The sequence below is a fragment of the Actinocorallia populi genome, assembly GCF_002995495.1.
GTDB lineage: Bacteria > Actinomycetota > Actinomycetes > Streptosporangiales > Streptosporangiaceae > Actinocorallia > Actinocorallia populi.
This window is the reverse complement of record NZ_PVZV01000008.1, coordinates 210,418-234,007: the sequence shown is the minus strand read 5'-3', so window position 1 is coordinate 234,007 and position 23,590 is coordinate 210,418. Positions and strand designations below refer to the sequence as shown.

The 23,590-nt window shown below is 74.0% G+C and carries 19 protein-coding genes; 14 read left to right on the top strand and 5 right to left on the bottom strand.

Features of this window, described 5'->3' with window-relative positions; translation table 11 throughout:
• Positions 1–2: 2 nt before the first annotated feature.
• Positions 3–818 (top strand): class I SAM-dependent methyltransferase, encoded by an 816-nt coding sequence (locus C2865_RS30450; RefSeq protein WP_106402057.1) that lies wholly within the window; start codon positions 3–5, stop codon positions 816–818.
• Here C2865_RS30450 and C2865_RS30445 read toward each other — a convergent pair.
• On the bottom strand, positions 802–2,211 hold the full coding sequence (locus C2865_RS30445) for a 3' terminal RNA ribose 2'-O-methyltransferase Hen1 (protein ID WP_106402207.1): 1,410 nt from the start codon (positions 2,209–2,211) through the stop codon (positions 802–804). The two genes, C2865_RS30450 and C2865_RS30445, sit on opposite strands and share 17 nt — an antisense overlap.
• A gap of 91 nt (positions 2,212–2,302) precedes the next feature.
• Here C2865_RS30445 and C2865_RS30440 point away from each other — a divergent pair, with 91 nt between their 5' ends.
• The 6 genes from C2865_RS30440 (at position 2,303) to C2865_RS30415 (ending at position 12,617) form a co-directional block, all read left to right on the top strand.
• On the top strand, positions 2,303–4,381 hold the full coding sequence (locus C2865_RS30440; protein ID WP_106402056.1) for a beta-glucosidase family protein: 2,079 nt from the start codon (positions 2,303–2,305) through the stop codon (positions 4,379–4,381).
• A gap of 124 nt (positions 4,382–4,505) precedes the next feature.
• The gene (gene lanKC, locus C2865_RS30435) at positions 4,506–7,106 is read left to right on the top strand and encodes a class III lanthionine synthetase LanKC (protein WP_106402055.1); all 2,601 of its coding nucleotides are present in this window, start codon (positions 4,506–4,508) and stop codon (positions 7,104–7,106) included.
• A gap of 70 nt (positions 7,107–7,176) precedes the next feature.
• On the top strand, positions 7,177–7,305 hold the full coding sequence (locus C2865_RS30430; protein WP_106402054.1) for a SapB/AmfS family lanthipeptide: 129 nt from the start codon (positions 7,177–7,179) through the stop codon (positions 7,303–7,305).
• 139 nt (positions 7,306–7,444) lie between these two features.
• Positions 7,445–8,998: an ABC transporter transmembrane domain-containing protein gene (locus C2865_RS30425; protein ID WP_232835886.1), complete on the top strand. Its 1,554-nt coding sequence runs from the start codon at positions 7,445–7,447 to the stop codon at positions 8,996–8,998.
• A complete protein-coding gene (locus tag C2865_RS30420) occupies positions 8,995–10,689 on the top strand; it encodes an ATP-binding cassette domain-containing protein (protein WP_106402052.1) in 1,695 nt (564 codons plus the stop codon). Before C2865_RS30425 ends, C2865_RS30420 begins: the two co-directional genes overlap by 4 nt.
• Positions 10,689–12,617, top strand: coding sequence for a prolyl oligopeptidase family serine peptidase (locus tag C2865_RS30415; RefSeq protein ID WP_106402051.1), 1,929 nt, complete (start codon positions 10,689–10,691; stop codon positions 12,615–12,617). Before C2865_RS30420 ends, C2865_RS30415 begins: the two co-directional genes overlap by 1 nt.
• Here C2865_RS30415 and C2865_RS30410 read toward each other — a convergent pair.
• Positions 12,607–13,242, bottom strand: coding sequence for a response regulator transcription factor (locus C2865_RS30410; RefSeq protein ID WP_106402050.1), 636 nt, complete (start codon positions 13,240–13,242; stop codon positions 12,607–12,609). The two genes, C2865_RS30415 and C2865_RS30410, sit on opposite strands and share 11 nt — an antisense overlap.
• A gap of 283 nt (positions 13,243–13,525) precedes the next feature.
• Here C2865_RS30410 and C2865_RS30405 point away from each other — a divergent pair, with 283 nt between their 5' ends.
• On the top strand, positions 13,526–13,999 hold the full coding sequence (locus C2865_RS30405) for a lamin tail domain-containing protein (protein WP_106402049.1): 474 nt from the start codon (positions 13,526–13,528) through the stop codon (positions 13,997–13,999).
• Positions 14,000–14,045: 46 nt separating this feature from the next.
• Here C2865_RS30405 and C2865_RS30400 read toward each other — a convergent pair whose 3' ends face one another.
• Together C2865_RS30400 and C2865_RS30395 are read right to left on the bottom strand one after the other, a co-directional pair.
• A complete protein-coding gene (locus C2865_RS30400) occupies positions 14,046–15,443 on the bottom strand; it encodes a class I SAM-dependent RNA methyltransferase (RefSeq protein WP_106402048.1) in 1,398 nt (465 codons plus the stop codon).
• Positions 15,436–17,460, bottom strand: a complete 2,025-nt coding sequence (locus tag C2865_RS30395; RefSeq protein WP_106402047.1) for an APC family permease — start codon at positions 17,458–17,460, stop codon at positions 15,436–15,438. The genes C2865_RS30400 and C2865_RS30395 overlap by 8 nt, the downstream gene beginning before the upstream one ends.
• 179 nt (positions 17,461–17,639) lie before the next feature.
• Here C2865_RS30395 and C2865_RS30390 point away from each other — a divergent pair, with 179 nt between their 5' ends.
• Together C2865_RS30390 and C2865_RS30385 are read left to right on the top strand one after the other, a co-directional pair.
• Entirely contained in the window at positions 17,640–18,305 is a 666-nt protein-coding gene (locus tag C2865_RS30390) for a potassium channel family protein (RefSeq protein WP_106402046.1), read from the top strand.
• Between the two features lies 1 nt (position 18,306).
• Positions 18,307–18,966 carry a potassium channel family protein gene (locus C2865_RS30385; protein WP_106402045.1) on the top strand — a complete coding sequence of 220 codons (660 nt, stop codon included), beginning with the start codon at positions 18,307–18,309 and terminating at the stop codon, positions 18,964–18,966.
• Between the two features lie 83 nt (positions 18,967–19,049).
• Here C2865_RS30385 and C2865_RS30380 read toward each other — a convergent pair whose 3' ends face one another.
• Positions 19,050–19,838 carry a sirohydrochlorin chelatase gene (locus tag C2865_RS30380; RefSeq protein ID WP_232835885.1) on the bottom strand — a complete coding sequence of 263 codons (789 nt, stop codon included), beginning with the start codon at positions 19,836–19,838 and terminating at the stop codon, positions 19,050–19,052.
• Between the two features lie 143 nt (positions 19,839–19,981).
• Between C2865_RS30380 and C2865_RS30375 the strand changes: the two genes are divergently transcribed.
• Genes C2865_RS30375 through C2865_RS30360 form a run of 4 tightly spaced genes read left to right on the top strand, consistent with a single transcriptional unit; the run spans position 19,982 to position 23,568 of the window.
• Entirely contained in the window at positions 19,982–22,255 is a 2,274-nt protein-coding gene (locus tag C2865_RS30375; protein WP_106402043.1) for a sensor histidine kinase, read from the top strand.
• Positions 22,252–22,650: a roadblock/LC7 domain-containing protein gene (locus C2865_RS30370; RefSeq protein WP_106402042.1), complete on the top strand. Its 399-nt coding sequence runs from the start codon at positions 22,252–22,254 to the stop codon at positions 22,648–22,650. The genes C2865_RS30375 and C2865_RS30370 overlap by 4 nt, the downstream gene beginning before the upstream one ends.
• The gene (locus tag C2865_RS30365) at positions 22,647–23,018 is read left to right on the top strand and encodes a DUF742 domain-containing protein (protein ID WP_106402041.1); all 372 of its coding nucleotides are present in this window, start codon (positions 22,647–22,649) and stop codon (positions 23,016–23,018) included. Before C2865_RS30370 ends, C2865_RS30365 begins: the two co-directional genes overlap by 4 nt.
• On the top strand, positions 22,999–23,568 hold the full coding sequence (locus C2865_RS30360) for a GTP-binding protein (RefSeq protein WP_106402040.1): 570 nt from the start codon (positions 22,999–23,001) through the stop codon (positions 23,566–23,568). The genes C2865_RS30365 and C2865_RS30360 overlap by 20 nt, the downstream gene beginning before the upstream one ends.
• Positions 23,569–23,590: the final 22 nt, after the last annotated feature.

Below are 23,590 nucleotides of genomic sequence, written 5' to 3'. Positions count from 1 at the left end.
CCGTGCACGAACGCAAGGAGGAGGCGGTCGCGGCGACCGCCCGCTGGACGGCGGCCGTACGGGCGCACGAGTCCGGGCTGCCGGACGCGCTGTTCACCGACCCGTACGCCGCCGACCTGGCCGGGGAGGAGGGCTTCCGGCTGCTGGAGCGCTACGGCAACCCGGGCGTCAAGGAGTTCATCGCGATCCGCACCCGCTACCTGGACGAGGCGGTCGCCGGGGCGTCCGGCCAGGTCGTCCTGCTGGCCGCGGGGCTGGACACCCGGACGGCCCGGTTGGCGTGGCGGCCCGGCGCGGTCGTCTACGAGGTGGACCGGCCCGCGCTGCTGGAGGCCAAGGACGAGGAGCTGGCCGGGCTCGGCGCCCGGCACGGCTGCGAGCGCAGGACCGTCCCGGCGGACCTGACCGGCGACTGGCCGTCCGCGCTGCGGGAGGCCGGCTGGGACCCCGGCGCGCCCACCCTGTGGATCGCCGAGGGGCTGCTCTTCTACCTGCCCGAGGAGGACGCCCGCACCCTCGTGGGCGGGGTGGCGGAGCTGTCCGCGCCGGGAAGCGTGCTGGCGGGCGACCTGCTCAGCCACCAGTCGATGGTCAGCGAGTTCTCCCGCGAGGGGCTGCGCAGGCTCACCGAGGACGGCTGCCCCTGGCTGTTCGGCACCGACCGGCCGGAGGACTTCCTGGCCGACTGCGGCTGGCAGCCTTCCGAGGTGAAATGCCCGGGTGAGCCCGGCGCGTCCTTCGGGCGCTGGCCGTGGGAGCCCCTCCCCCGCGAGGTGGAGGGGTTCCCGCGCAACTTCCTGTTCACCGCACGGCGGTGAAGACGCCCATCTGGGTGGGCGGGCCGACCTCCGGGTCGTCCTCGCCCACCGGCTCGTAGCGGACCTGGTAGCCGTACCGGGCGCAGACCTCCTCGGCCCACTCGCGGAACTGCGCCCGGGTCCACTCGAAGCGGTGGTCGGCGTGCCGCATCCCCGTCAGGCCCTCGTAGCGCACGTTGTGCTCCACGTTGGGCGTGGTCACCACGACCGTCCGGGGCCGCGCGTGGCCGAAGACCACGCGGGCCAGGGCGGGCAGGCGGGGCGGGTCGACGTGCTCGATGACCTCCATCAGCACGGCGGCGTCGTACCCGCGGAACCTGTCGTCCAGGTAGGTCAGCGCGCCCTGGAACAGCTCCAGCCGCGCGGCCTGCGCGGAGGGCATGCGGTCGACCTTCAGCCTGCGGCGGGCGATGGCGACGGCGGTGTACGAGACGTCCACGCCGGCGACGCGGGCGAAGGACGGGTCGCGCAGCAGCCGGGCGAGCAGCTTGCCCTGCCCGCATCCCAGATCCAGGACGGAGCGCGCCTCCTCCTTCTTCAGCGCGGCGGAGACGGCCTCCAGCCGCCGTTCGTTCAGCGGGACCCTGCGCTCGTGCTCCTCCTCCGACCGGTCGGCCTCGGGCAGCTCCAGCGCGTCCTCGGGCAGGCCCTCGGCGTCGGCGAGGCGACCGAGCGCGGCCTGCACCAGCCTGCTCCGGTTGCCCAGGTAGCGGCGGGTGATCCCGGCCCGTTCGGGGTGGTCGGCCAGCCAGCCGGAGCCCGCGCGGATCAGCTTGTCGACCTCGTCGGGGGCGAGCCAGTAGTGCTTGGCCTGGTCGAGCACCGGCAGCAGCACGTACACCTGGTTGAGCGCGTCCGCGAGGCGCGCGGTCCCGCGCAGGGTCAGCGTGACGTACCGGGAGTCGCCCCACGCGGGGAAGCGCTCGTCCAGCGGGACGGGCTCGGCGGAGACCTCCCAGCCGAGCGGCTCGAACAGCCTCCGCGCGTAGGCCGCCCCGCCGCGGCAGGGCAGCGCGGGCAGCGACAACTCCAGCGGGACGGCCCCGTCGGCGAGTTCCTGGCGGGACGGGCAGCGCCCGCGCATCGCGGTGCGGAACACCGCGTTCATCGCCGAGGACAGCAGGGACGACGCCGCGTACGGGCGGTCGTTCACGTACTGGCTCAGGGAGAAGTCCGGGCTGTTCTTACCCCGGCTCCGCTGGAGGCCGATCGGGTCCACCTCCAGCAGCAGCGCGGCGGTGCAGCGCTCGGGAGAGGCCTCCGGGTAGAACACGTGAGCCGTCCCGAAGGCCTGCTCGAACGTCTGCACGCGGTCGGGGTGCTTGTGGAGCAGGAAGCCCAGGTCCGTCGCGGGGGCGCTCTCGTCCGAAGTCATCGTGATCGTCAGCAGCACCACGCCAGTCTCCCCCGGATCAGAGAAATGCACGATTTGTTATTCGCGCCGGGTTCCTGGCGAGTAACACCAGACACGAGAATGTCCGCTTGTGATCTCCCGAAGCACAGCAGTCGCCCTCGTCGCCGTCCTGGGCCTCCCCCTGCTCAGCGTGGCGGGGTCCTCGGCCGCCGCCCCCGGCCCCTGCGGGAGCGCGGCCGCCCGCCCCTGGTGCGACCGCGACCTGCCGCCGGACCGGCGCGCCGGGCTGCTGGTCAAGGCGCTGACCCTGGACGAGAAGCTCGGCCTGATGGCCGGGGACGACGCCCTCGGGCCGCTGTCGACGGAGACGAACCCCGACTCGCACGAGGGCACCGTCCGGGGCGTCCCCCGGCTCGGCGTCCCGACCGTGCTCATGGCCGGCGGCGGGCCCGCCGGGATCCGGCAGGGTCCGGGCACGGCGCTGCCCGCCCCGATCGCGCTCGGCGCGGGCTTCTCCACCGCGGCCGCCGCCCGGTACGGCAGGCTCGTCGGCGACGAGGGCCGGCGCAGGGGCAACGACATCGTCCTCGGGCCCGCCCTGGACATCCTGCGCATCCCCAACGCCGGACGGGGATACGAGTCCTACGGCGAGGACCCGTACCTGACCGGCGCCCTGGGCGCCCCCTGGATCAGGGCCGCGCAGAAGCAGGGCGTCATGTCGATGATCAAGCACTACCCTGCCAACAACCAGGAGACCGACCGCTACAAGATGAACGCGGTCGTCGACTCCCGGACGATGCGCGAGATCTACCTGCCGCCGTTCGAGGCCGCGGTCCGCCGGGGCGGCGCCGCCGCCGTCATGTGCGGCTACAACCAGGTGAACGGCAAGCCCTCCTGCTCCAACGGCGCGTTCCTGGGCTCCGTCCTGCGCGGCTCGTGGGGCTTCCGCGGATTCGTCGCCTCCGACTGGCTGGTCGGCGCGAAGAACACGGCGGGGTCCGTGCGCGGCGGCATGGACATCGAGATGCCCGTCGGCCTCGTGTACAGCAAGGACCGGCTCAGCGAGGCGCTGCGCGACAAGAAGATCACCCGGGGGCAGATCGACAAGCGGGTGCGGGCCTACCTGCGCACGCTCTTCGCGCACGGCGTGTTCGACCGGGCCCGGTACCGCGACCGGCCGCAGACCATCGACGTGGCGGCCGGCAACCGGACCGCGCAGTCCGTCGCCGAGAACGGCGTCACCCTGCTGCGCAACAAGGGCGTCCTGCCGCTCAAGGCCGGGACGAGCGTCGCCGTCATCGGCTCGTCCGCCGCCGACTACATCAGCGGCGTGGGCTCCTCCCGGGTCACCCCGCGCGACCCCGTCACCGCGCTGGAAGGCATCCGCGCCCGCGCGGGCGGCACCGTCGCCTACGCCGACGGCTCCAGCCTCACCGCGGCCGCCGCCACCGCCCGCCGCGCCGACGTGGCCATCGTGGTGGTCTCCGACGCGCGGGAGGAGGCCGAGGACCTCAAGTGCCTCACCCTCAAGTGCGGGGCTCCCGACCGCGAGGACCAGGACGCCCTGATCCGCAGGGTCGCCGCCGCCAACCGCAACACCGTCGTGGTCATGCAGACCGGCGGGCCCGTCCTCACCCCGTGGCGGAACAGGATCGCCGGCCTGGTGCAGGCGTGGTACCCCGGCGAGCGCGGCGGCACGGCCATCGCGCGCGTCCTTTACGGCGACGCCGAGCCCGGCGGACGGCTGCCCGTCACCTTCCCCCTCACCGGTGTGAAGGCGGCCAAGGGCGGAACCGTCCGCTACACCGAGCGGCTCCACGTCGGGTACCGCCGGTACAACGCCCGCAAACTCCCCGTCGCCTACCCGTTCGGGTACGGACTCTCGTACACGAAGTTCAAGTACAGCCGGCTGAAGGTGTCCGGCAACCGCGTCCAGGTGACCGTGACGAACACCGGGAACCGTTCGGGATCGGCCGTCCCGCAGCTTTACCTCACCTTCCCGCGCAGCGCCGGGGAGCCTCCCCGCCAGCTCAAGGGCTTCAAGAAGGTCACCCTGGCGCCGGGCCGGTCCAGGCGCGTCACCTTCGTCCTCGACCAGCGCTCCTTCTCCGTCTGGAAGAGCGGGTGGAAGGCCGTCCGCGGCTGCCACACCGTCGAGGTCGGCTCCTCCAGCCGCGGGCTCCCCCTGTCCGCCAGGGTGTGCCGCTGACCCGACCGGTGCGGAACGCATGATCCGCCCGTGCATCATCCATCGCGAGAGGTGACGGCTCGCAACTAGGAGTATCCACCGATTTCCTGAATTCTCGTTTCCAGCGGGCGAACGAGAGGGAGACGTGGACGGCTACGAGTTCTACTGCCGGATGGATCCGTTCTTCTACGACCGGCTCACCTCCGCGGCGCTGCGGGACTCGGACTACGCCAGGACGATCGGCCCCGCGCCGGACGGCTGGCTGCGCCACGTCACCGACACCTGGGTCTACCACGCGCCCGAGGACGCCGGGGACCTGCCGGCCCAGGGCTGGAAGATCCACGTCTCGGCCCGGCACGAGGACGCCGTCCGCGCGCTGGACCTCGTCTGGGAGCACTGCGTCGGGCGGCGGATCGCCTTCAAGCACCTGCGCGGCGCCCCCGCCCTGCTCGCGCAGAACTCCAAGACCGCCGACCGCGCCTCCAGCGGGAAGTTCATCACCGTCTACCCGCGGGACGAGGCGGAACTCGAACTCGCCCTCAAGGAGCTCGACGAGCTGCTCGACGGGATCGAGGGCCCCTACATCCTCAGCGATCTGCGTTACGGGACGGGGCCGCTCCACGTCAGGTACGGGGCCTTCGCCGAGCGCCACTGCCTGGACGAGCGAGGAGAACGCGTCCTGGCCCTGGAGAACGGCGAAGGCGAACTCGTCCCCGACGTGCGCGGAGTCGCCTTCGCCGTCCCGCCGTGGATCCGCCTGCCGGCGTTCCTCGAACCCCACCTGGAGGCGCGCAACGCCGTCACCGTCGCCGGCCTCCCCTACGAGATCGAGAACGTCGTCCAGTTCTCCAACGGCGGCGGCGTCTATTTCGGCCACGACCGCGACGGGCGGCGCGTCATCCTCAAGGAGTCCCGCCCGCACGCCGGTCTCGACGCCATGAACAGGGACGCGGTCGCCCGCTCCCGCCACGAGCGCGACATCCTGCGGCGCCTCGAGGGACTGGACGTGGTCCCGGAGCTGGTCGACCACTTCGTCCTCGGCGGGCACGAGTTCCTCGTCACCGGGTTCGTCGACGGCGAACCGCTCCAGCGCATGCTGGTGAACCGCTACCCGCTGTCCACCGCCCGTCCCGAGCCCGAGGCGCTGGCCGAGTACACCGCCTGGGCCTGCGAGATCCTGCCGAAGGTCGAGCAGGCGGTGGCCGCCCTGCACGCCCGCGGCGTGGTCTTCGGCGACCTGCACCCGGAGAACATCCTGGTGACCGCCGAGGGGCGGCCGGTCCTGATCGACTTCGAGGTCGCCTCCCCGGCCGCCGACGACGCCCGCCCCGCGCTGGCCCACCCGGCCTTCCTCGCCCCGGCCGGCCGGAGCGGCGTCGAGGCCGACCGCTACGCCCTGGCCTGCCTGGTCCTGGGATTGTTCGCCCCCCAGGTGACGATCACCCTCCCGCTGGACCCGGGCAAGGCCGCGCGGCTGGGGGCGCTGATCACCGAGACCTTCCCCGTCCCGCCCCGCCTCATCGAGGACGCCGTGCGGGTGCTGACCGGCGGGCGCGAACGGGGCGCCCCCCGCGCCGCGGCCCCCTCCGCCCTGGACCGGGCGGCCCGGGAGGGCTCGGCGGCATGGCCGGAACTGCGCGACGAACTGCACCGCACGATCCTGGCCTCGGCCACCCCCGAACGCGGCGACCGGCTGTTCCCCGGCGACGTCGCCCAGTTCCGCGGCGGCGGCGCGGTGAACATCGCCACCGGCGCGGCCGGCGTCCTGCTGGCCCTGTACGAGACCGGCGCGGGCCGGTTCCCGCAGTACGAGGACTGGCTGCTGGACCGCGCGCTGCGGCCCGGCAACGGGCTGGGCCTGTACGACGGCGTGATCGGCGTCGCCCACGTGCTGCACCGGCTCGGCCGCCGGGACGACGCGCTGGAACTGGCCGGGCGCTGCCTGGACGAGCACCGCCTGAACGGGCACCGCCACGACCCGGGCCTGAGCCTGTACTCGGGCCTGTCCGGGCTGGCGCTGGGCCTGCTCGGGCTCGGGCTCGCCGACCCGGCGCGCGAGATCGTCCGGACCTGCGCCGAGCGGATCGGCGGTCCGGACGGCGTCCCCGGGCTCAGCGGCGGCCGGCACCCGCGGGCCGGGCTGATGCACGGCTCCTCCGGGGCGGCGCTGCTGTTCCTGCACGCCTACGAACTCGACGGCGATCCCGCGCTGCTGGACCTGGCGCGCGACGCCCTGGCCCAGGACCTGCGCCGCTGCAGACGCGGCCCGGACGGGTCCCTGCAGGTCGACCAGGGCTGGCGCCTCCTGCCCTACCTGGAGGAGGGCTCGGCGGGCATCGTCCCCGTCCTGTCCCGCTACCTGTCCCACCGGGACGACCCGCGGCTCGCCGGGTCCCTCGCCGGGCTGCGCGCCGTCGCCGGGGCGCGGTTCTTCGTCCAGCCCGGCCTGTTCAACGGCCGCGCCGGACTCATCGCCGCGCTGCCCCCCGGCGACCCGGACCTGCCCGGCCTCGTCGCCGGACTGCGCTGGCACGCGCTGGTCCACCAAGGGGGGACGGCCTTCCCCGGCGACCGGCTCCTGCGGTTGTCGATGGACTTCGCGACCGGTACGGCCGGAGTCCTGTTCGCCCTGGGCCACGCGCTCGACGCGGCCCCCTGCTTCCTCCCCCTGATGCAGCCGCCCGGCACCGCGGACCGGAAGCACCGAGCGGCTCCCCCCTCCGACACCTGGAAAGGAGGTGCGTGACATGCCCTGATCTGCCGCTAGGCGCCCGCGAGACCCCCGCATCCCATCAGCGAAAGAGAAGGCGGATCACATGACCCTGCTCGACCTGCAGACCCTGGAGACCCCTGGCGGCGGCGGCCACGGCGGCGGCAGCACCCTGACCGTCCTGGGCTGCGCCTCGGCCAAGCCCAGCAACCTCAGCCTGCTCCTCTGCCACTGAGCGGACCGGCGGCCGGACGCGCCCCCTGACGTCCGGCCGCCGGGACGGCCGTACAGGTGAGACGGCTCCGGGCGGCTCTGCGGAGCACCGCCCGGAGCCCCCGTGCGGACTGGAACATTCCCGAGGACCGGAGGTCGCGGTGCGGTGGTGGCTCGCGCTCTTCGCGGTGGCCGGAGCCGCGTTGCAACTCGCCCTTCCGGCCGTCCTGGGCGCGGCCTTCGACCGGACGGTCTCGGGGGACCCCGGGCTCCTGCCGGCCTGCGCGCTGCTGGTCGGCGCGGCGGTGGCCTGCGACAGCCTGGAGACCTGGGCGGCGGGAGCGACCGGCGCGGCGGCCTCGGCCCGGTTGCGCGAGCGGGTCGTGCGGCATGTCCTGGCGGCGGGGCCGTCGCTGCTGGGACGGTTCCCCGGCGGGGAGCTGGCCACGCGGGCCGGGCTGAACGCCGAGGAGGCCGGGCAGGCGCCCCAGGCCCGGATCGCCGTGCTCGCCTCGCTCGTCCCGACCGCGGGCGGGCTGGTGGCACTGGTCCTGATCGACCCGTGGCTCGCCCTCGCCCTCGTCGTGGCACTGGTCCTGATCGGCCGGGTGCTGCGCGCCTTCCACCGCGACTCCGGCGTCCTCGCCGAGCGCTACCAGCGCACCCAGGGCGAACTCGCCTCCCGGCTCGTCGACGCCCTGGCCGGGGCCCGGACGATCGCCGCGGCCGGCGCGGCGGACGCCGAGACCGCCCGGGTCCTGGCCCCCCTCGCCCTCCTGCGCGCCCACGGCATGCGGTTGTGGCGGGCCAACGCCCGCGCCGGAGTCCGGGCCGGGCTGGTCGTCCCGCTCCTGGAGGTGGCGGTGCTGGCCGCGGGCGGGCTGCGCCTGGCCGCCGGAGAGCTGACCGTCGGGGAGCTGTACGCCGCGGTCCGCTACGCGGTCCTGGGCGCCGGTCTGAGCTCGGCGCTCGGCCAGGTCGGCGCCCTCGCCCGCGCCCGCGCCGCCCGCGCCCGCATCCGGGCGGTGCTGGAGGAGGCCGCGCCCCCGCACGGCGACCGGGAGCCGCCCGAAGGGCCCGGCGCCCTGGAACTGGCCGGGCTGGCCGTGCCCGGCGGCGCCCTGGTCGCCGTCGTCGGCCGGTCCGGCTCGGGCAAGTCCCGGCTCGCCGCCTCGGTCGCCGGGCTCGCTCCCCCCGCCTTCCCCGTGCTCCTGGACGGCGTCCCGGTGCCGGAGCTGTCCCGCCCGGCGCTGCGCCGGGCCGTCTCGGTGGCCTTCGACCGGCCCGTCCTGGTCGGCCCCACCCTGGGGGAGGCGATCACCCTGGGCGGCCCGCGCGCCGATCCCGTGCCCGCGGCGCGGGCGGCCGAGGCCGACGTCTTCCTGCGCGCCCTCCCCCGGGGGTACGCCACCCCGCCCGAGCGCGCCCCGCTGTCCGGCGGGGAGCGCCAGCGGGTGGGGCTGGCCCGCGCGCTGGCCCGCCCCTGCCGGGTCCTGGTCCTGGACGACGCCACCTCCTCGCTCGACCCGCTCACCCGCAACCGGGTCCTGGCCGCCGTGGCCGCGCTCCCCGCGACCCGGCTGGTCGTCACCCACCGGGCCGCCACCGCCGCCGCGGCCGACCTCGTCCTGTGGCTGGAGGACGGCCGCATCCGCGGCCACGGCGCGCACACCGACCTGTGGCGCGACCCCGGCTACCGGGAGGTCTTCCAGTGAGGCGGCGGCCCCTGCCGGTGATCGTCTGGCGGGCGCTGCGGCAGGAGCCCGGACGGCTGAGGCGCATCCTCGCCTGGTCGGTGCTGGAGAGCGCCCCGGCGTTCTTCCTGGGCTACGCCGTCGCACGGGCCGTCGACCTGTTCGCCGAGGGGCGGCCCGCCGGCGGCCTCGCCTGGCTGGCGCTGCTCGCCCTCGTCTGGACGGGGGCGGCGGTCGCGGCCGGGCGGGTCGTGCTGGCGGTGGCCGAGGTGGTCGAGCCGTTCCGGGACCGGCTGCTGGCCCATGTCGTCCGGCACGGGCTGGCCGGGGGGCGCCCGGCGGACGCGCCGGCGGCCCGCGCCAACCAGCAGGTCGAGCTGGCCAGGGACTCCCTCGCCTCCGTCGTCACGGTCCTGCGGTCCTTCGTCTTCACCGTGGCGAGCGTGGTCCTGGGGCTGCTGGCCCTGATGCCGCAGATCGCGCTGCTGGTGCTGCCGCCGTTCCTGCTCGGCCTGTGCTGCTTCCTGTGCTCGCTGCCCGCCCTGGCCCGCCGCCAGCGGGCGTTCCTGCGGGCGGACGAGCGGACCACCGGCGCGGTCACCGGGCTGGCCGGCGGGCTGCGCGACATCGCCGCCTGCGGGGCCGAGGAGCGCCTGGCCGGGCAGGTCTGCGGGATCGTGGCGGAGCAGGCCCGCGCGGGCCGCGCCCTGGCCCGGGTGACCGCGCTGCGGACCGTCGCCCTGGCGCTCGGCGGGCTGCTGCCCGCCCTGGTCCTGCTGGCGGGCACGCCCTGGCTGCTCGGCCGGGGCGCGAGCGCGGGCGCGGTCGTCGGGGCGCTGGCCTACGTCACCCAGTCGCTGGCCCCCGCGCTCGGCGGGCTGGTCGAGGGCCTGGGGATGAGCGGCGTCAGGCTCGCCGCCGTCCTGGACCTGCTGCTCCTCGCGCCCCCGCCGCGGCGCGACCTGCGGCCGCCGCGCCCCGGCCGGCCGCAGGTCGAGCTGCGCCGGGTCTCCTTCGCCTACGGCCCGCGCGCCGCGCCGGTGCTGCGGGGGCTGTCGCTGGCCCTCGACGGCGACGACCACCTGGCGGTCGTCGGGCCGAGCGGCATCGGCAAGTCGACGCTGGCGGGCCTGGTCTGCGGGCTGCTCGCCCCCGACACCGGCGAGGTCCTGGTCCGGGGCGTCCCCGCCCCGCTGCTCGACCCCGCCGCCCGCACGCTGATCCCCCAGGAGGCCTACGTCTTCCAGGGCACGCTCCGCGAGAACCTGTCCTTCCACGCCGCCGCCTCCGACGCCGCGCTCTGGCGGGCCGCCGACGCGGTGGGGCTCACCGGGCTCGCCGAGCGGCTCGGCGGGCTGTCGGCCCGGGTCGACCCCGCCCTCCTGTCGGCGGGCGAACGCCAGCTCATCGCGCTCACCCGCGCCTACCTGGCCCCCGCCGGGCCGACCGTGCTGGACGAGGCGACCTGCCACCTGGACCCCGCGGCCGAGGCCCGCGCGGAGCGGGCCTTCATGGAGCGCGGCGGCGTCCTCCTCGTCGTCGCGCACCGGGTCTCCTCGGCGAAGCGCGCCGCACGGGTGCTGTTCATGGACGGCCGCACGATCGCGCTCGGCCCCCACGCCGAACTCCTCGACTCGTTCCCGCACTACGCCGAGCTCTTCGGATCCGAACCGCCGGTGAACCCGGTGAGACTGGTGGAAGGAAAAGCCTGATGCGTGTGACCGCCTACCCGCGCGCGGAGCGCGGCGACCTGGTGGAGGTCCTGCACGGGCGTCCCGTGGCCGACCCCTACCGCTGGCTGGAGGACGCGGCCTCGGCGGCGACCGCCCGGTGGTCGGCCGAGCAGGACGCGCTGTGGCGCGCCCACGCCGCCGGGCTCCCCGGCCGCGAGGCCCTGCGCGAGCGGGCACTGGCCCTGGCCGACGCCGGGACGGTCACCGCACCGGTCCGGCGGGCCGGACGGGAGTTCGCGCTGCGCCGCCTGCCCGGCCGCCCGCATCCCGTCCTCTACGCCGACGGGCGGGCCATCGTGGATCCGGCCCTGCTGGATCCGGGCGGCACGACCGTCCTGGACTCCTGGGACCCCTCCCCGGAGGGGACCCGCGTCGCCGTCCAGCTGTCCCGGGACGGGACCGAGGTCGGCGACCTCCACGTGCTGGACGCCGGGACCGGGGACGTGCTCGGCCCGCCCGTCCCGGGGTGCCGCCACGCGCCCGTCGCCTGGATCTGCGAGGACGCCTTCTACTACGTGCGCGACCAGTGGATGAGGGTACGCCGGGTCGGCGGCGAGGACACCGCCGTCCTGCGGGTGAGAGGGGTCCCCGGCCTCGGGATCAGCCACGACGGGAACTGGCTGGTGATCTCCTCGGCCGGGCCCGGGGGGACGGGGCTGCGGCTGGCCGACCTGCGGCACGGCTCTCCCGCCGCGCCGCCCTCGCGGCCCGTCCCCCACGCGCTGGCCGCCGCCGTCGGCCGCGACGGGCGCCTCTACCTGGCCGTTCCGGAACGGGACGGGCTCGCCCTCGCCGTCGCCGACCCGCGCCGCCCCCGGGAACGCCGGACGCTCCTGCCGCCCGACCCGGAGGCGCCGCTCGCCGACTTCACCGTCCTCGCCGAGACGCTGCTGGTCTCCCGCCTCCGCGACGGGGCGGGTGAACTCCTGCGGCACGACCGGGAGAGCGGCGCGTACCTGGGTTCCGTCGCGCTGCCCGGCCGCGGCACCCTCGGGCGGCTCTCCGCCGAGGGCGACTCCGCCTGGTTCACCTACACCGACACCCTCACGCCCCCGCAGGTCTGGCGCTACGACGGCGGCGCGGAGGCCGCGTCCCTGTGGGAGGACTCCCCCGCCCGGATCGGACTCCCCGAGGTCCGCACCCACGTCCTCACCGCGACGTCCCCGGACGGGACGCCGGTACGCGTCACCGTCCTGGCTCCGCCCGGCGCCGGGCCCCGTCCCACGATCCTGCACGGCTACGGCGGGTTCGGCCTGCCGATGACGCCTTCCTACGCCCCCGACTCCCTGGCCTGGATCGAGGCGGGCGGGGCGCTGGCGATCGCCCACGTGCGCGGTGACGCGGGCAGCCGTTCCCAGGGCGTGGGCGCCCACCGGATGCGGACCCTGGAGGACTTCCTGGCCGCGGCCCGGCTCCTGATCGACGACGGCTGGACCTCCCCCGACCGGCTCGGCCTGTGGGGGGAGTCCAACGGGGGCCTGCTGGCGGCCGCCGCCCTCACCCGCAGCCCCGAGCTCTTCGCCGCCGCGGTGTGCGTCGCCCCCCTGCTCGACATGGTCCGCTACGAGCGCTCCGGCCTCGGCCCCCTCTGGACCGCCGAGTACGGCTCCGCCTCCGACCCCGCGGCCTTCCACCACCTGCTGGCCTACTCCCCCTACCACCGGGTCCGCCCCGGGACCCGTTATCCCGCGGTCCTCCTCGCGTCCTTCGGCGGCGACACCCGGGTGGACCCCCTGCACGCGCGGAAGATGTGCGCCGCGCTCCAGCGGGCCACCTCCGGGGACGGCCCGATCCTGCTGCGCCACGAGTCCGGGGTGGGCCACGGCGACCGCGCCACCGGCACGGCCGCCGGGCTGGCCGCCGACCTGCTGGCCTTCCTCGCCGCCGGGACCGGCCTCAGCCGTTGAACCGCCGCACGGATTCGTGCCACAACCAGCCGCGCTCCCGGGCGATGGCGATCGCCTCCACCCGGGTGCGCGCTCCGGCCTTGCCGACGATCCGGGCCAGGTAGTTGCGCACCGTCCCCGGTGACAGGTGCAGCCGTTCGGCGATCTCGCCGACCGTCGCGCCCTCCGCCGCGACATTGAGGACGTCCAGTTCCCGGGGGGTGAGCGGCGGAGGCGCGGTCACCAGCTCGGCGTAGGCCAGGTCGGGGTCGACGACCCGCTCGCCGCGCGCGACCCGGCGGATGGCGTCGGACAGCTGGACCGGCGAGCTGTCCTTGAGCACGAAGCCGAAGGCTCCCGCGGCCACCGCGCGGCGCAGGTCCCCCGGCCGGCTCCGCGCGGCCAGCACGACCACCGCGCACTCGGGCGCCGTCACGCGCATCTCCTCGATCAGGGGGAAGAAGTCCAGGCCGGGCAGTTCGGAGGCGACCAGCGCGACGTCCGCCGCGCACTCCATCGCCACCCGTGCCACCTTGCCGGCGTCGTCCGCCTCGCCGCCCAGGACGATGTCCGGTTCGTCGGCCAGCAGCGCGGCCAGCCCGCTGCGGAACAACCGCGCCTGGTCGGCGATCAGCACCCGAATCACAGCCGCCCTTCCCTGGTCACCACCGGCAGGTCGCCCACGACGACCGCAACTCAGCGTGAAGGAGAAATAGCACTAGGTCAAATGTAACATTCGAAACTTTTTACCTTTAAGGCTTCAAAAACCTAAGCGGGATCTTCCTGACAAACCCAGAACTAGCCAGTCAGCTAGCGGCGGCGCCCCCGCCGCACCGCCTGCCTCCCCTGCTTCATAAGACATCGGGTACAAAAGCCCAGTAGTCTGCTGAACCCTGCCAGTCTGGGGCGACTCCAGGCCCCTTGGAGAGATGGGAGACGAACCGCTGATGCGCAAGTCACTGATCGGTGCCCTCGTCCTCGGCGTCGCCCTGCCGCTGGTCGCCGCGGCGCCCGCCGAGGCCGCCCCCGCCGTGCGCTTCTCCTTCGTCCAGTACGACGCCAAGGGCAAGGACACGCGCAAGAACGTCAACGGGGAGTACCTGGTCGTCACCAATCGCGGGCGCAAGGCGGTGAGCCTGGCGGGCTGGACCATCGGTCACACCCGGCAGCTGAAGGACTCCAAGTACGTCTTCTACTTCCCGGCGCGGAAGTTCACGGTCAAGCCCGGGGGCAAGGTCATGGTGCGCATGGGCGAGGGCAGGAAGACCAGGACGACCGTCTACCAGGGCATGCGCCGCCACCTGTGGCCCAACGTCAAGGGCGCGGCCTACCTGTTCGACAAGGCCAACAAGCGGGTCGACGCCTGCGCCTGGAACAGCGCCAAGGGATCCACCGCGTGCTGAACCGCCGCTGAGGAGGCGGGGCGGACGGCTCCGCCCCGCCCTCGGGTCAGCCCCTGACCAGGGAGGCCACGCACTCGACGTGGCTGGTGTTGGGGAACAGGTCGAACGCCCGGAGCGTCTCCAGCACCCAGCCGCGCGCCGAGAAGTACTTCAGGTCGCGCGCCAGCGTCGCCGGGTCGCAGGACACGTACGCGATCTTCCGGTTGGTGCGGCGGGCGATCTCGTCGACCACCTTCTCCCCCGCGCCCGCCCGCGGCGGGTCCAGCACCGTGATGTCGGCGCCGCGCACCCGGGAGCCGCCCCGGTGCCCGGCCGCCCCGCCGCGCTTGGCCTGCGCCGCGGCGGTGCTCCTGCCCTGGCTCTGGCCGAACTCCAGCGCGGCCAGCACCTCCTCGACCTTGCCCTGCTCGACGCTGACCTGGGGCAGGTCCCTGAGGTTGAACTTGGCGTCGCGCACCGCCTGGCCCCCGGCCTCCACGCCGACCACCAGGCCGCCGGCGCCCACCCGCTCGCCCAGCACCCCGGCGAACAGGCCGACCCCGCAGTACAGGTCCAGGGCGATCTCGCCCTGCTTGGGCTGCAGCGCCTCCAGCACGGCCGCCACCAGCGTGTCCGCCGCCCCCGGGTGCACCTGCCAGAAACCGCTGCCGGTGACCTGCCACAGGCGCCCGGCCGCCTCCTCCCGGACGAACGGCACGACCGGACGGCGCCCCTCCCGCTGCTGCTGCGGCGGACCCTTGCGCTCCGGCTTGACCAGCCGCACCGGGACGTCCAGCTGCGGCACCTGCACCGGCTTGCCGCGGCGGCCCTTGGGCTCGGAGACCACCACCAGGCGGTCGCCCGTGGCGGCGGACGTGATGCCCTCCACCGAGGACGCGCCGGACCAGCGCTTGCGCTCGATGCCGATCATCTCCACGCCGGGGTGGGCGATCAGGCACTCGTCCACGTACTCCAGCTCGTGCGAGCGGTGCTTGCGCAGCCCCACCGAGCCCTGGGGGTCCACGGCGAACTGCACGCGGGTCCGCCAGCCGAGGCCCGGGCCGGAGCTCAGCGGCTCGCCGTCCTCGGTGTAGACGGCCGGGACGGGCACCTCCTCCACGTGCACGGGGCGGTCGATCCCGGCCAGCCGCTTCAGCTGCTCGGCGACCACGTCGGCCTTCAGCGCCCGCTGCGCCGCCGGGGCGGCGTGCTGCCAGTCGCATCCACCGCACCGGCCGGGCCCCGCGAACGGGCAGGGCGCCTCCACGCGGTCCGGCGAGGGCCGGAGGATCTCCACCGCGTCCGCCCGCAAATAGGTACGGGTCTCCTCGGTCACCCGGGCCCGGACGAGCTCTCCCGGGAGGGCATGGCGCACGAACACGACCAGCCCCTCGTGCCGGGCCACGCAGAAGCCTCCGTGCCCGACAGGGCCGACTTCGAGTTCAAGGAGATCCGAATCAGTCACGTTCCGCGAGTTTAGTCTGCTCCGGGGAGTCGCCCCGCCGGACCGGGCCGGCCCCTAGGCGCTCGACCCGTGCCTTGCGGCGCGCGGAGGAGGCCAGCTGCCAGGGGACGCTGGTCACCATGACGCCCGGCTGGAAGAGCAGGCGGCCCTTCAGGCGCAGGGCGCTCTGGTTGTGCAGGACGTGCTCCCACCAGCGGCCCACCACGTACTCGGGGATGTAGACGGTCACCACGTCGCGGGGCGACTTGCGCCGGACGTTGCGCACGTAGTCCAGGACCGGGCGGGTGATCTCGCGGTAGGGCGAGTCGAGGACCTTGAGCGGGACCGGCAGGTCCAGGGCGTCCCACTCGTCCTGGAGCCGCGCCGCCTCCTGGGTGTCCACCGCGACCGTGACCGCCTCCAGGATGGAGGGGCGGGTGGCCCTGGCGTAGGCCACGGCCCGCAACGTCGGCTTGTGGATCTTGGAGACCAGCACGATGGCGTGGTTGCGCGCGGGCAGCGCGTACTCCCCCTCGTCGGGCTCCAGCTCCACCGCGACCCGGTCGTAGTGGGTGCGGATCCCCCGCATCAACAGGAACAGGACGGGCATCGCGATGCACACGATCCAGGCGCCGTGGGTGAACTTGGTGATGAGGACGATCACCAGCACGGTCCCGGTGATGACCAGGCCCACCGTGTTGATCAGCCGGGAGGTCTTCATCTGGCGGCGCTTCGCCGGGTCGGTCTCGGTGCGCAGCAGCCGGTTCCAGTGCCGGACCATGCCGGTCTGGCTCACGGTGAACGACACGAAGACGCCGAGGATGTAGAGCTGGATCAGCTTGGTCACGTCCGCCTGGAAGGCGTAGATCAGCACGATCGCGGCGCCGGCCAGCATGAGGATGCCGTTGCTGAAGGCCAGCCGGTCGCCGCGGGTGTGCAGCTGCCGGGGCAGGTAGCGGTTCTGCGCCAGCACCGAGGCGAGCACGGGGAAGCCGTTGTAGGCGGTGTTGGCCGCCAGGACCAGGATCAGCGCCGTCATGGCCGTCACGAACACGTACATGGGCGTGAAGTTGCTGAACACCGTCTCGGCGATCTGGGTGATCACCGTGTTCTGCTGCTTGGAGACGTCCTCGCCGGTCGCCGGGTCGATCAGGTGGCTGCCGTGCAGGGGGTCGGCGGCCTTGGCCCCCGTCAGGTAGGCCAGCGCGGTGACGCCGCCGAACATGGTGACCGCGACCAGGCCCAGCATGGCCAGCGTCTTGGCGGCGTTCTGCCCCTTGGGCTTCTTGAACGCCGGGACGCCGTTGCTGATCGCCTCGACGCCGGTGAGCGCCGCGCACCCGGAGGCGAACGCGCGCAGCAGCAGGAAGACCCCCGCCGCCCCGGCCACGCCGGTCGCGGTGCCCTGGACCTCCAGGTCAGCGGTCTCGGCCCTGAGCTCGGCGCCGAAGGCGAGCCGGGTGAAACCCCAGATCATCATGGAGAACACCGCGAACATGAACAGGTAGGTCGGGACCGCGAAGGCGATGCCCGACTCCCGCAGGCCGCGCAGGTTCAGCATGGTCAGCAGGGTCACGATCAGGATCGCGAAGCCGACCTTGTGCTCGTGGATGAGGTGGGAGAACGCGCCGAGGTTCTCCACCGCCGACGAGATGGACACCGCGACGGTGAGCACGTAGTCGACCAGCAGCGCGCTGGCCACCACCAGTCCCCAGTTGCCGCCCAGGTTGGTGGTGGCGACCTCGAAGTCGCCGCCGCCGCTCTGGTAGGCCCGGACGTTCTGCCGGTAGGAGGCGACCACCACGAGGAGGATCAGGATGACCGCGGCGCCCACCCAGGGGGTGAAGGCGTAACCGGCCAGCCCGGCGATGCCCAGCGTGATCAGGATCTCCTGCGGCGCGTACGCCACGGAGGACAGCGCGTCGCTGGCGAACACGGGAAGCGCGACGCGCTTGGGCAGGAGCTGCTCGTGGGCCTGGCGGCTGCGCAGCGCCCGTCCCAGCAGCAGACGTTTGGCAACGTCGGGAACCTTCGACACGTAGAGAGACTCTAACCGGCGCCCGCATACGTTTTCCTGACGGACTCCCCCCCGGCGGCGGCGCGGCGGAGCCCGGGGGCCGGTATCCCGAATCGCGGTAGACCGGGCCTTGACCCGTTCAGGGGGATACTGTCGCGTACAGCCACCGAACATCTTCACGATCGAGAACGGGACGGTTCGTGCATATCGTCATCATGGGATGCGGCCGGGTCGGCTCGACCCTGGCCCATATCCTGGAGGACAAGGGCCATTCGGTCGCCATCATCGACCAGAGCCCCGAGGCGTTCCGCCGGCTGCGCGGGACGTTCAAGGGCCGCAGGGTGATCGGCATGGGCTTCGACAGGGACGTCCTCATCGAGGCGCAGATCGAGAAGGCCTCCGCCTTCGTCGCGGTCAGCAGCGGCGACAACTCCAACATCATCTCCGCGCGGGTGGCGCGGGAGACCTTCGGTGTGGAGAACGTCGTCGCGCGCATCTACGACTCCCGCCGGGCCGAGGTCTACCAGCGGCTGGGCATCCCGACCGTGGCGACCGTGCGCTGGACCGCCGAGCAGATGCTGCGCCGGCTGCTTCCCGACGGGGCGATGCCGCTGTGGCGCGACCCCACCGGCGAGGTCAAGCTCGCCGAGGTGCAGACCGACCCGGCCTGGATCGGCGCCCGGGTCGCGGACCTGGAGAGCGCCGCGCGCACCCGCGTGGCCTTCCTCAACCGGCTCGGCGAGGCCGTGGTCCCCACCGGGGACACCGTCATCCAGGACGGCGACGTGGTGCACGTGATGGCCCGCACCGCCGACATCGACCGGATCACCGAGGCGCTGGCCGAGCGCGTCCAGGAGGGCGAGTGACATGCGCGTAGCGATCGCCGGGGCCGGCGCCGTCGGCCGCTCCATCGCCCAGGAGCTGCTGGAGAACGGGCACGAGGTCCTGCTCATCGACAAGGACCCCAAGGCCATCAAGGTGGAGATGGTGCCGCGCGCCGAGTGGCTGCTGGCCGACGCCTGCGAGATCTCCTCGCTGGACGACGCGGCGCTGGAGCGCTGCCAGGTGGTGGTGGCCTCCAGCGGCGACGACAAGGTCAACCTCGTGGTCTCGCTGCTGGCCAAGACCGAGTACGGGGTGCCCCGGGTGGTGGCCCGGATCAACCACCCGAAGAACGAGTGGCTGTTCAACGAGTCCTGGGGCGTCGACGTCGCGGTCTCCACCCCCCGCCTGCTCAGCGCGCTGGTGGAGGAGGCGGTCAGCGTCGGCGACCTGGTGCGGCTGATGACGTTCCGCCAGGGCGACGCCAACCTGGTCGAGCTGACCCTGCCCGACGACGCCCCGCTCAACGGCCAGCGCGTCGGCACCGTCCAGTGGCCCAGGGACACCGCGCTGGTGGCGATCCTGCGCGAGGGGCGGGTGCTCGTGCCGTCCAAGGACGACACCCTGGAGGCCGGGGACGAGCTGATGTTCGTGGCCAGCCAGGACGTCGAGGACGAGCTGGGGGACCTGCTCAGCCCCCGCTGAACCGCCGCGGAACGAAAGAGGCCCCCGGGTCCGCCGACCCGGGGGCTTCGTCGTGTGCGGTCACCGCGCTCCGTGCCGGAGCGTCACTCCTCCAGGCCGCCGGACTGGTAGTAGGCGGCCTCCAGGGCCTCCACGTACCGCAGGACGGCCAGCTGCGCCACCGCAGGATGCGCGCCCAGCGGGCGGGCCGGCTCGGCGCCCGCGTCCGCCGCGGCCTTGGCCAGCTCGGTCTCGTCCACGTCCAGCGCGCAGGGGGACAGCGCGGGCCGGTGGGAGCCCATGCCGCGCAGCGACTCGGCGGCGGCGGCCAGCGCCGCCGGGTCGCCCAGCGGCGCGGCCACCACGGGGACGGCCAGCCGGGAGGCCAGCAGCACCGAGGTCACCTCGGCGCTCTCGTCGACGGCGCGGCAGGCCAGTACGACGCCGTCCGCGGCGGTCACCATGCTCATCATGCGGATGCGGTCGGCGCGGGCCAGGCCCGACTCGGCCAGCCTCATGTGCAGCGCCTCGGCCAGCAGCGGGTGCGGGCCGAGCCCCTCGGAGACCAGGATGGGCAGCTCGGCCAGGCCCTGGCGCAGCGCGGTCTCGACCGCGGGGTCGGGGGTGAGCAGCAGCGGCACGACCACGGCCGCGGGGTCGCCGTCCATCAGGCTCAGTTCGGCGTCGGCTCCGGCGTGCACGGGGATTCCGGGGTGCATCGCGGTGATGATCCGTGCCATCTCGGCCATGACCTCGGGCGGCCCGCCGGCGAGCACCACGGCGGGTGAGTCGGGCGGGAGCGTGAAGGAGCCGCCGCGGTGTCGGCCGCCGCGACGACCGGCACGGCGCCGGGTGGGCAGCGCGTCGGGAGTCACATCGGGGAGTTCGGTCACGGGGTAAGGGTAGTCCCGTAACGTACTTACTTTGTGCGATATGCCCGGGGAAGCGCAGGAGATCACCCCCGTAGTAGGCTCCGCACGTCCCCGCCGTTTCACTGTGACCATCCGACGGAACCCCCCACGGAGGCCTGCCGGGCATGCGACGTTCGCGCAGCCAGCCGATCAGATCCGCGATCATCTCGCTGCTGGCAGTCCCGCTCACCGCGCTCGTCGTGCTGTGGGCGTTCACCGCGGCCAGCGTCCTGTCCCAAGGGCTCGACCTGGCCAGGGCGCGCACGCTGAAGGCGGACCTGGTGCAGCCGGTCCGGGAGCTGGTCGGGGCGCTCCAGCACGAACGCAGGCTGTCGATGCTCATCATGAGCCTCCCGGCGGGGGTGCGGCCGGGCCAGCTGCAGACCTACCGCGACCTCACCGACTCGGCGCGCGAGGTCTTCGACCGCAACATCTCGAGCCGCAACCTGCGCGGCTCCGTCGGCGAGGACGTCCGCGACCCCATGGACCGGCTCGGCCGCGAACTGGGCAGCCTGGCGCTGCTGCGCTCCCTCGTCGACGACGGCGGCGCCCGCAACCGCGCCGAGGTCTACACCCACTTCCAGAACCTGGTCGACGGCGCCTTCAGCGTCCAGCGGGCCGTCGTCCCCGTGCAACCGGAACTCGCCCGCGACAACGCCCTGCTCATCTCGCTGAGCCTGGCCAGGGAGCAGGTCTCCCGCGCCGACGCCGTCGCCGTCGGCCGGCTGCCCGCCGCCGCCGGCTCCTGGGACCGCAAGGAGCTGACCGCGGCCGTCGGCGCCCGCGACTACATCTACGACGACATCCTCCCGCAGCTGCCGGCCGGAGAGCGCGACCGCTACAACGCCCTCTTCAACACCGTCGACTACCAGCGGCTCGTGCAGATGGAGGAGCGCATCACCCGCGGCACCGCGGCGGTGCCCCAGCAGGAGTGGGACGCCGCCACCGGCAAGGTGCTCGGCGACCTGCAGGACCTGGAGACCGGCCTGCGCGAGGAGCTCGACGAGCGGGAGCTGTCGGCCTCCTTCGGCGTGCTGCTGCACATCTGCCTGCTCGGCGGCATCGGCCTGCTGGCCGTGGTCCTCTCGCTGGTCATCGCCTGGCGGGTGGCGCGCAGGCTCATCCGGGAGAGCCGGGCGCTCGCCGACACCGTCGGCGACTTCACCCGCGACCAGCTGCCCGTGCTCGCCGAGATGGTGCGCAAGGGCGACCGGATCACCGACCCCGGCGCCCCCTCCGGGGTGCGGTTCAGCGTCACCGAGATCGAGCGCGTCTTCCGCTCGTTCGCCGCCGCGCGGTCGGCCGTCCTGGAGGCCGCCCGGCACGAGGCCGCCACCATGGGCACCGTCCGCGACGTGTTCGTCAACCTGGCCTCCCGCAACCAGGCGCTGCTGCACCGGCAGCTGTCGCTGCTGGACCAGATGGAGCGCGACGCCGACGACCCCGACGAGCTGGCCCTGCTGTTCCAGCTCGACCACCTGGCCACCCGGATGCGGCGGCACGCCGAGGGCCTGGTCATCCTGGCGGGCAAGGCGCCCGGACGCGGCTGGCGCTCGCCCGTCCCGCTCATGGACGTGGTGCGCGGCGCGGCCTCGGAGGTGGAGGACTACACCCGGGTCCGGGTGCTGCCCATGCCGGGGATCGCGGTGCTGGGCCCCGCCGTCGCCGACACCATCCACCTGCTGGCCGACCTCATCGAGAACGCCGTCCAGTACTCGCCGCCGGACGCCCCGATCGAGGTCTCCGGGCAGGGCGTCGCCTCCGGGTACGTGCTGGAGATCGAGGACCGCGGCCTGGGCCTGCCCGCCGACGTGCTGGAGCAGCTCAACGAGCGGCTGGCCGCGCCGCCGGACCTCGCCCTCTCCGACAGCGCGCGGCTCGGCCTGTTCGTCGTCGCCCGGCTGGCCCGGCGGCACGACATCAAGGTCTCCCTGCGCGCGTCCCCCTACGGGGGCACCACCGCGGTGGTCTTCCTCCCCACCAGGATCCTCAGCACGGACCTGCCCGCGGCGGAGCCCGCAGAGCCCCGGGAGAGGCGCGCGACCGCCCCCTCCCCCGCCCCGCTGGAGGCCGCTCCGGACCCCGCGCCTGCGGCGCGGGCGGCGTCCCCCCGGCCCGTCCTGGTGGAGGATCCCCCCGCGGAGCCGGAGTTCCACCAGGGGCTTCCCCGGCGGCGGCGCAAGGCGCGGTCCCAGCCGTCCGCCGAGGCGGCGCCCGCGGGTCCCGCGCCCGCGGCCCCGGGGCCCGTCGGCGCGGTGCCGCCGGCCGCCGGAGCCGAACGCTCCCCCGACGACCTGCGGCTGCGCATGTCGGCGATGCAGCGGGGCTGGGAGCGCGGCCGCTCCGAATCGACCTCCTTGGCCGACGACCCGTCCCTTCCCTCTGAGGAGCGCCCATGACCGAACCCGGTGATCTCAACTGGCTGCTCGACAACCTGGTCACCCGGGTGGCCCAGGTCAGGCAGGCCGTCGTCCTGTCCAGCGACGGCCTGGTCGTCGGCCAGTCCCGGGAACTGGCCCGGGACGACGCCGAGCACCTGGCCGCGCTGGCCTCCGGCTTCCAGAGCCTGGCCCGCAGCACCGGCGAGCAGTTCCAGGGCGGCGCCGTCCGCCAGACGATCGTGGAGATGGACGAGGCCTTCCTCTTCGTCACCTCCGCCGGCCAGGGCGCCAACCTGGCGGTCCTGGCCGACGCCAAGGCCGACGTGGGCGTCATCGCCTACGAGATGGCCATGCTGGTCACCCGGGTGGGGCGGCACCTGTCCGCGCGGCCCCGGACGGCGAGCCAGTCATGACCGGCCACGAGTGGCTCGACGAGGAGGCGGGGCCGATCGTCCGCCCCTTCACCCTCACCGGGGGCCGGACCGCCTCCGGGCATCCGTCCGGTCTCGATCTGATGACACTCGTGGTACGCACTTCCGAACCGGTGTACGGTTCGCTGCTCCTGTCCCCGGAACACGAGGCGATCCTGCGCCTCGCCCACAGTCCGCTGACGGTGGCCGAAGTGGCCGCCGAACTCGACCTCGCGGTGGGCGTGGTGAAGGTGCTGCTCGGCGACCTGCTCGCGGACCGGCACATCACGATGCGCCGTCCCGCTCCGGTGGCACAGTTCCCCCATCCCAGAATCATCGAAGAGGTAATTCATGGACTCCAGGCCCTCTGAGGCCGAGCTCGCCGTCAAGATCCTGGTGGCGGGCGGGTTCGGCGCGGGGAAGACCACGCTGGTCGGCTCGGTCAGCGAGATGCGCCCCCTGCGCACCGAGGAACAGCTGACCGAACGCAGCGTCGGGGTGGACGAGCTCACCGGCGTGGAGCAGAAACGCACCACCACGGTCGCCATGGACTTCGGCCGCATCACCCTGCGGACCGGGCTGGTGCTCTACCTGTTCGGCACGCCGGGCCAGGACCGGTTCTGGTTCATGTGGGACGAGCTGTCCGAGGGGGCGCTCGGCGCGGTCGTGCTGGTCGACACCCGCCGGCTGGCCGACTGCTTCGCCTCGATCGACTACTTCGAGCGGCGCGGGCTGCCGTTCATCATCGCGGTGAACACCTTCGAGGGGGGCAAGAACCACACCCCCGACGACATCCGGGTGGCGCTGGACCTCGATCCCGACATCCCCGTCATCAACTGCGACGCCCGCAGCCGCGAGTCCACGCGCCAGGTGCTCATCACCCTGATGGGCCACGTCATGACCGCGATGGCCCGCCGCTAGCCTTTACCGGACCTTGACCGGC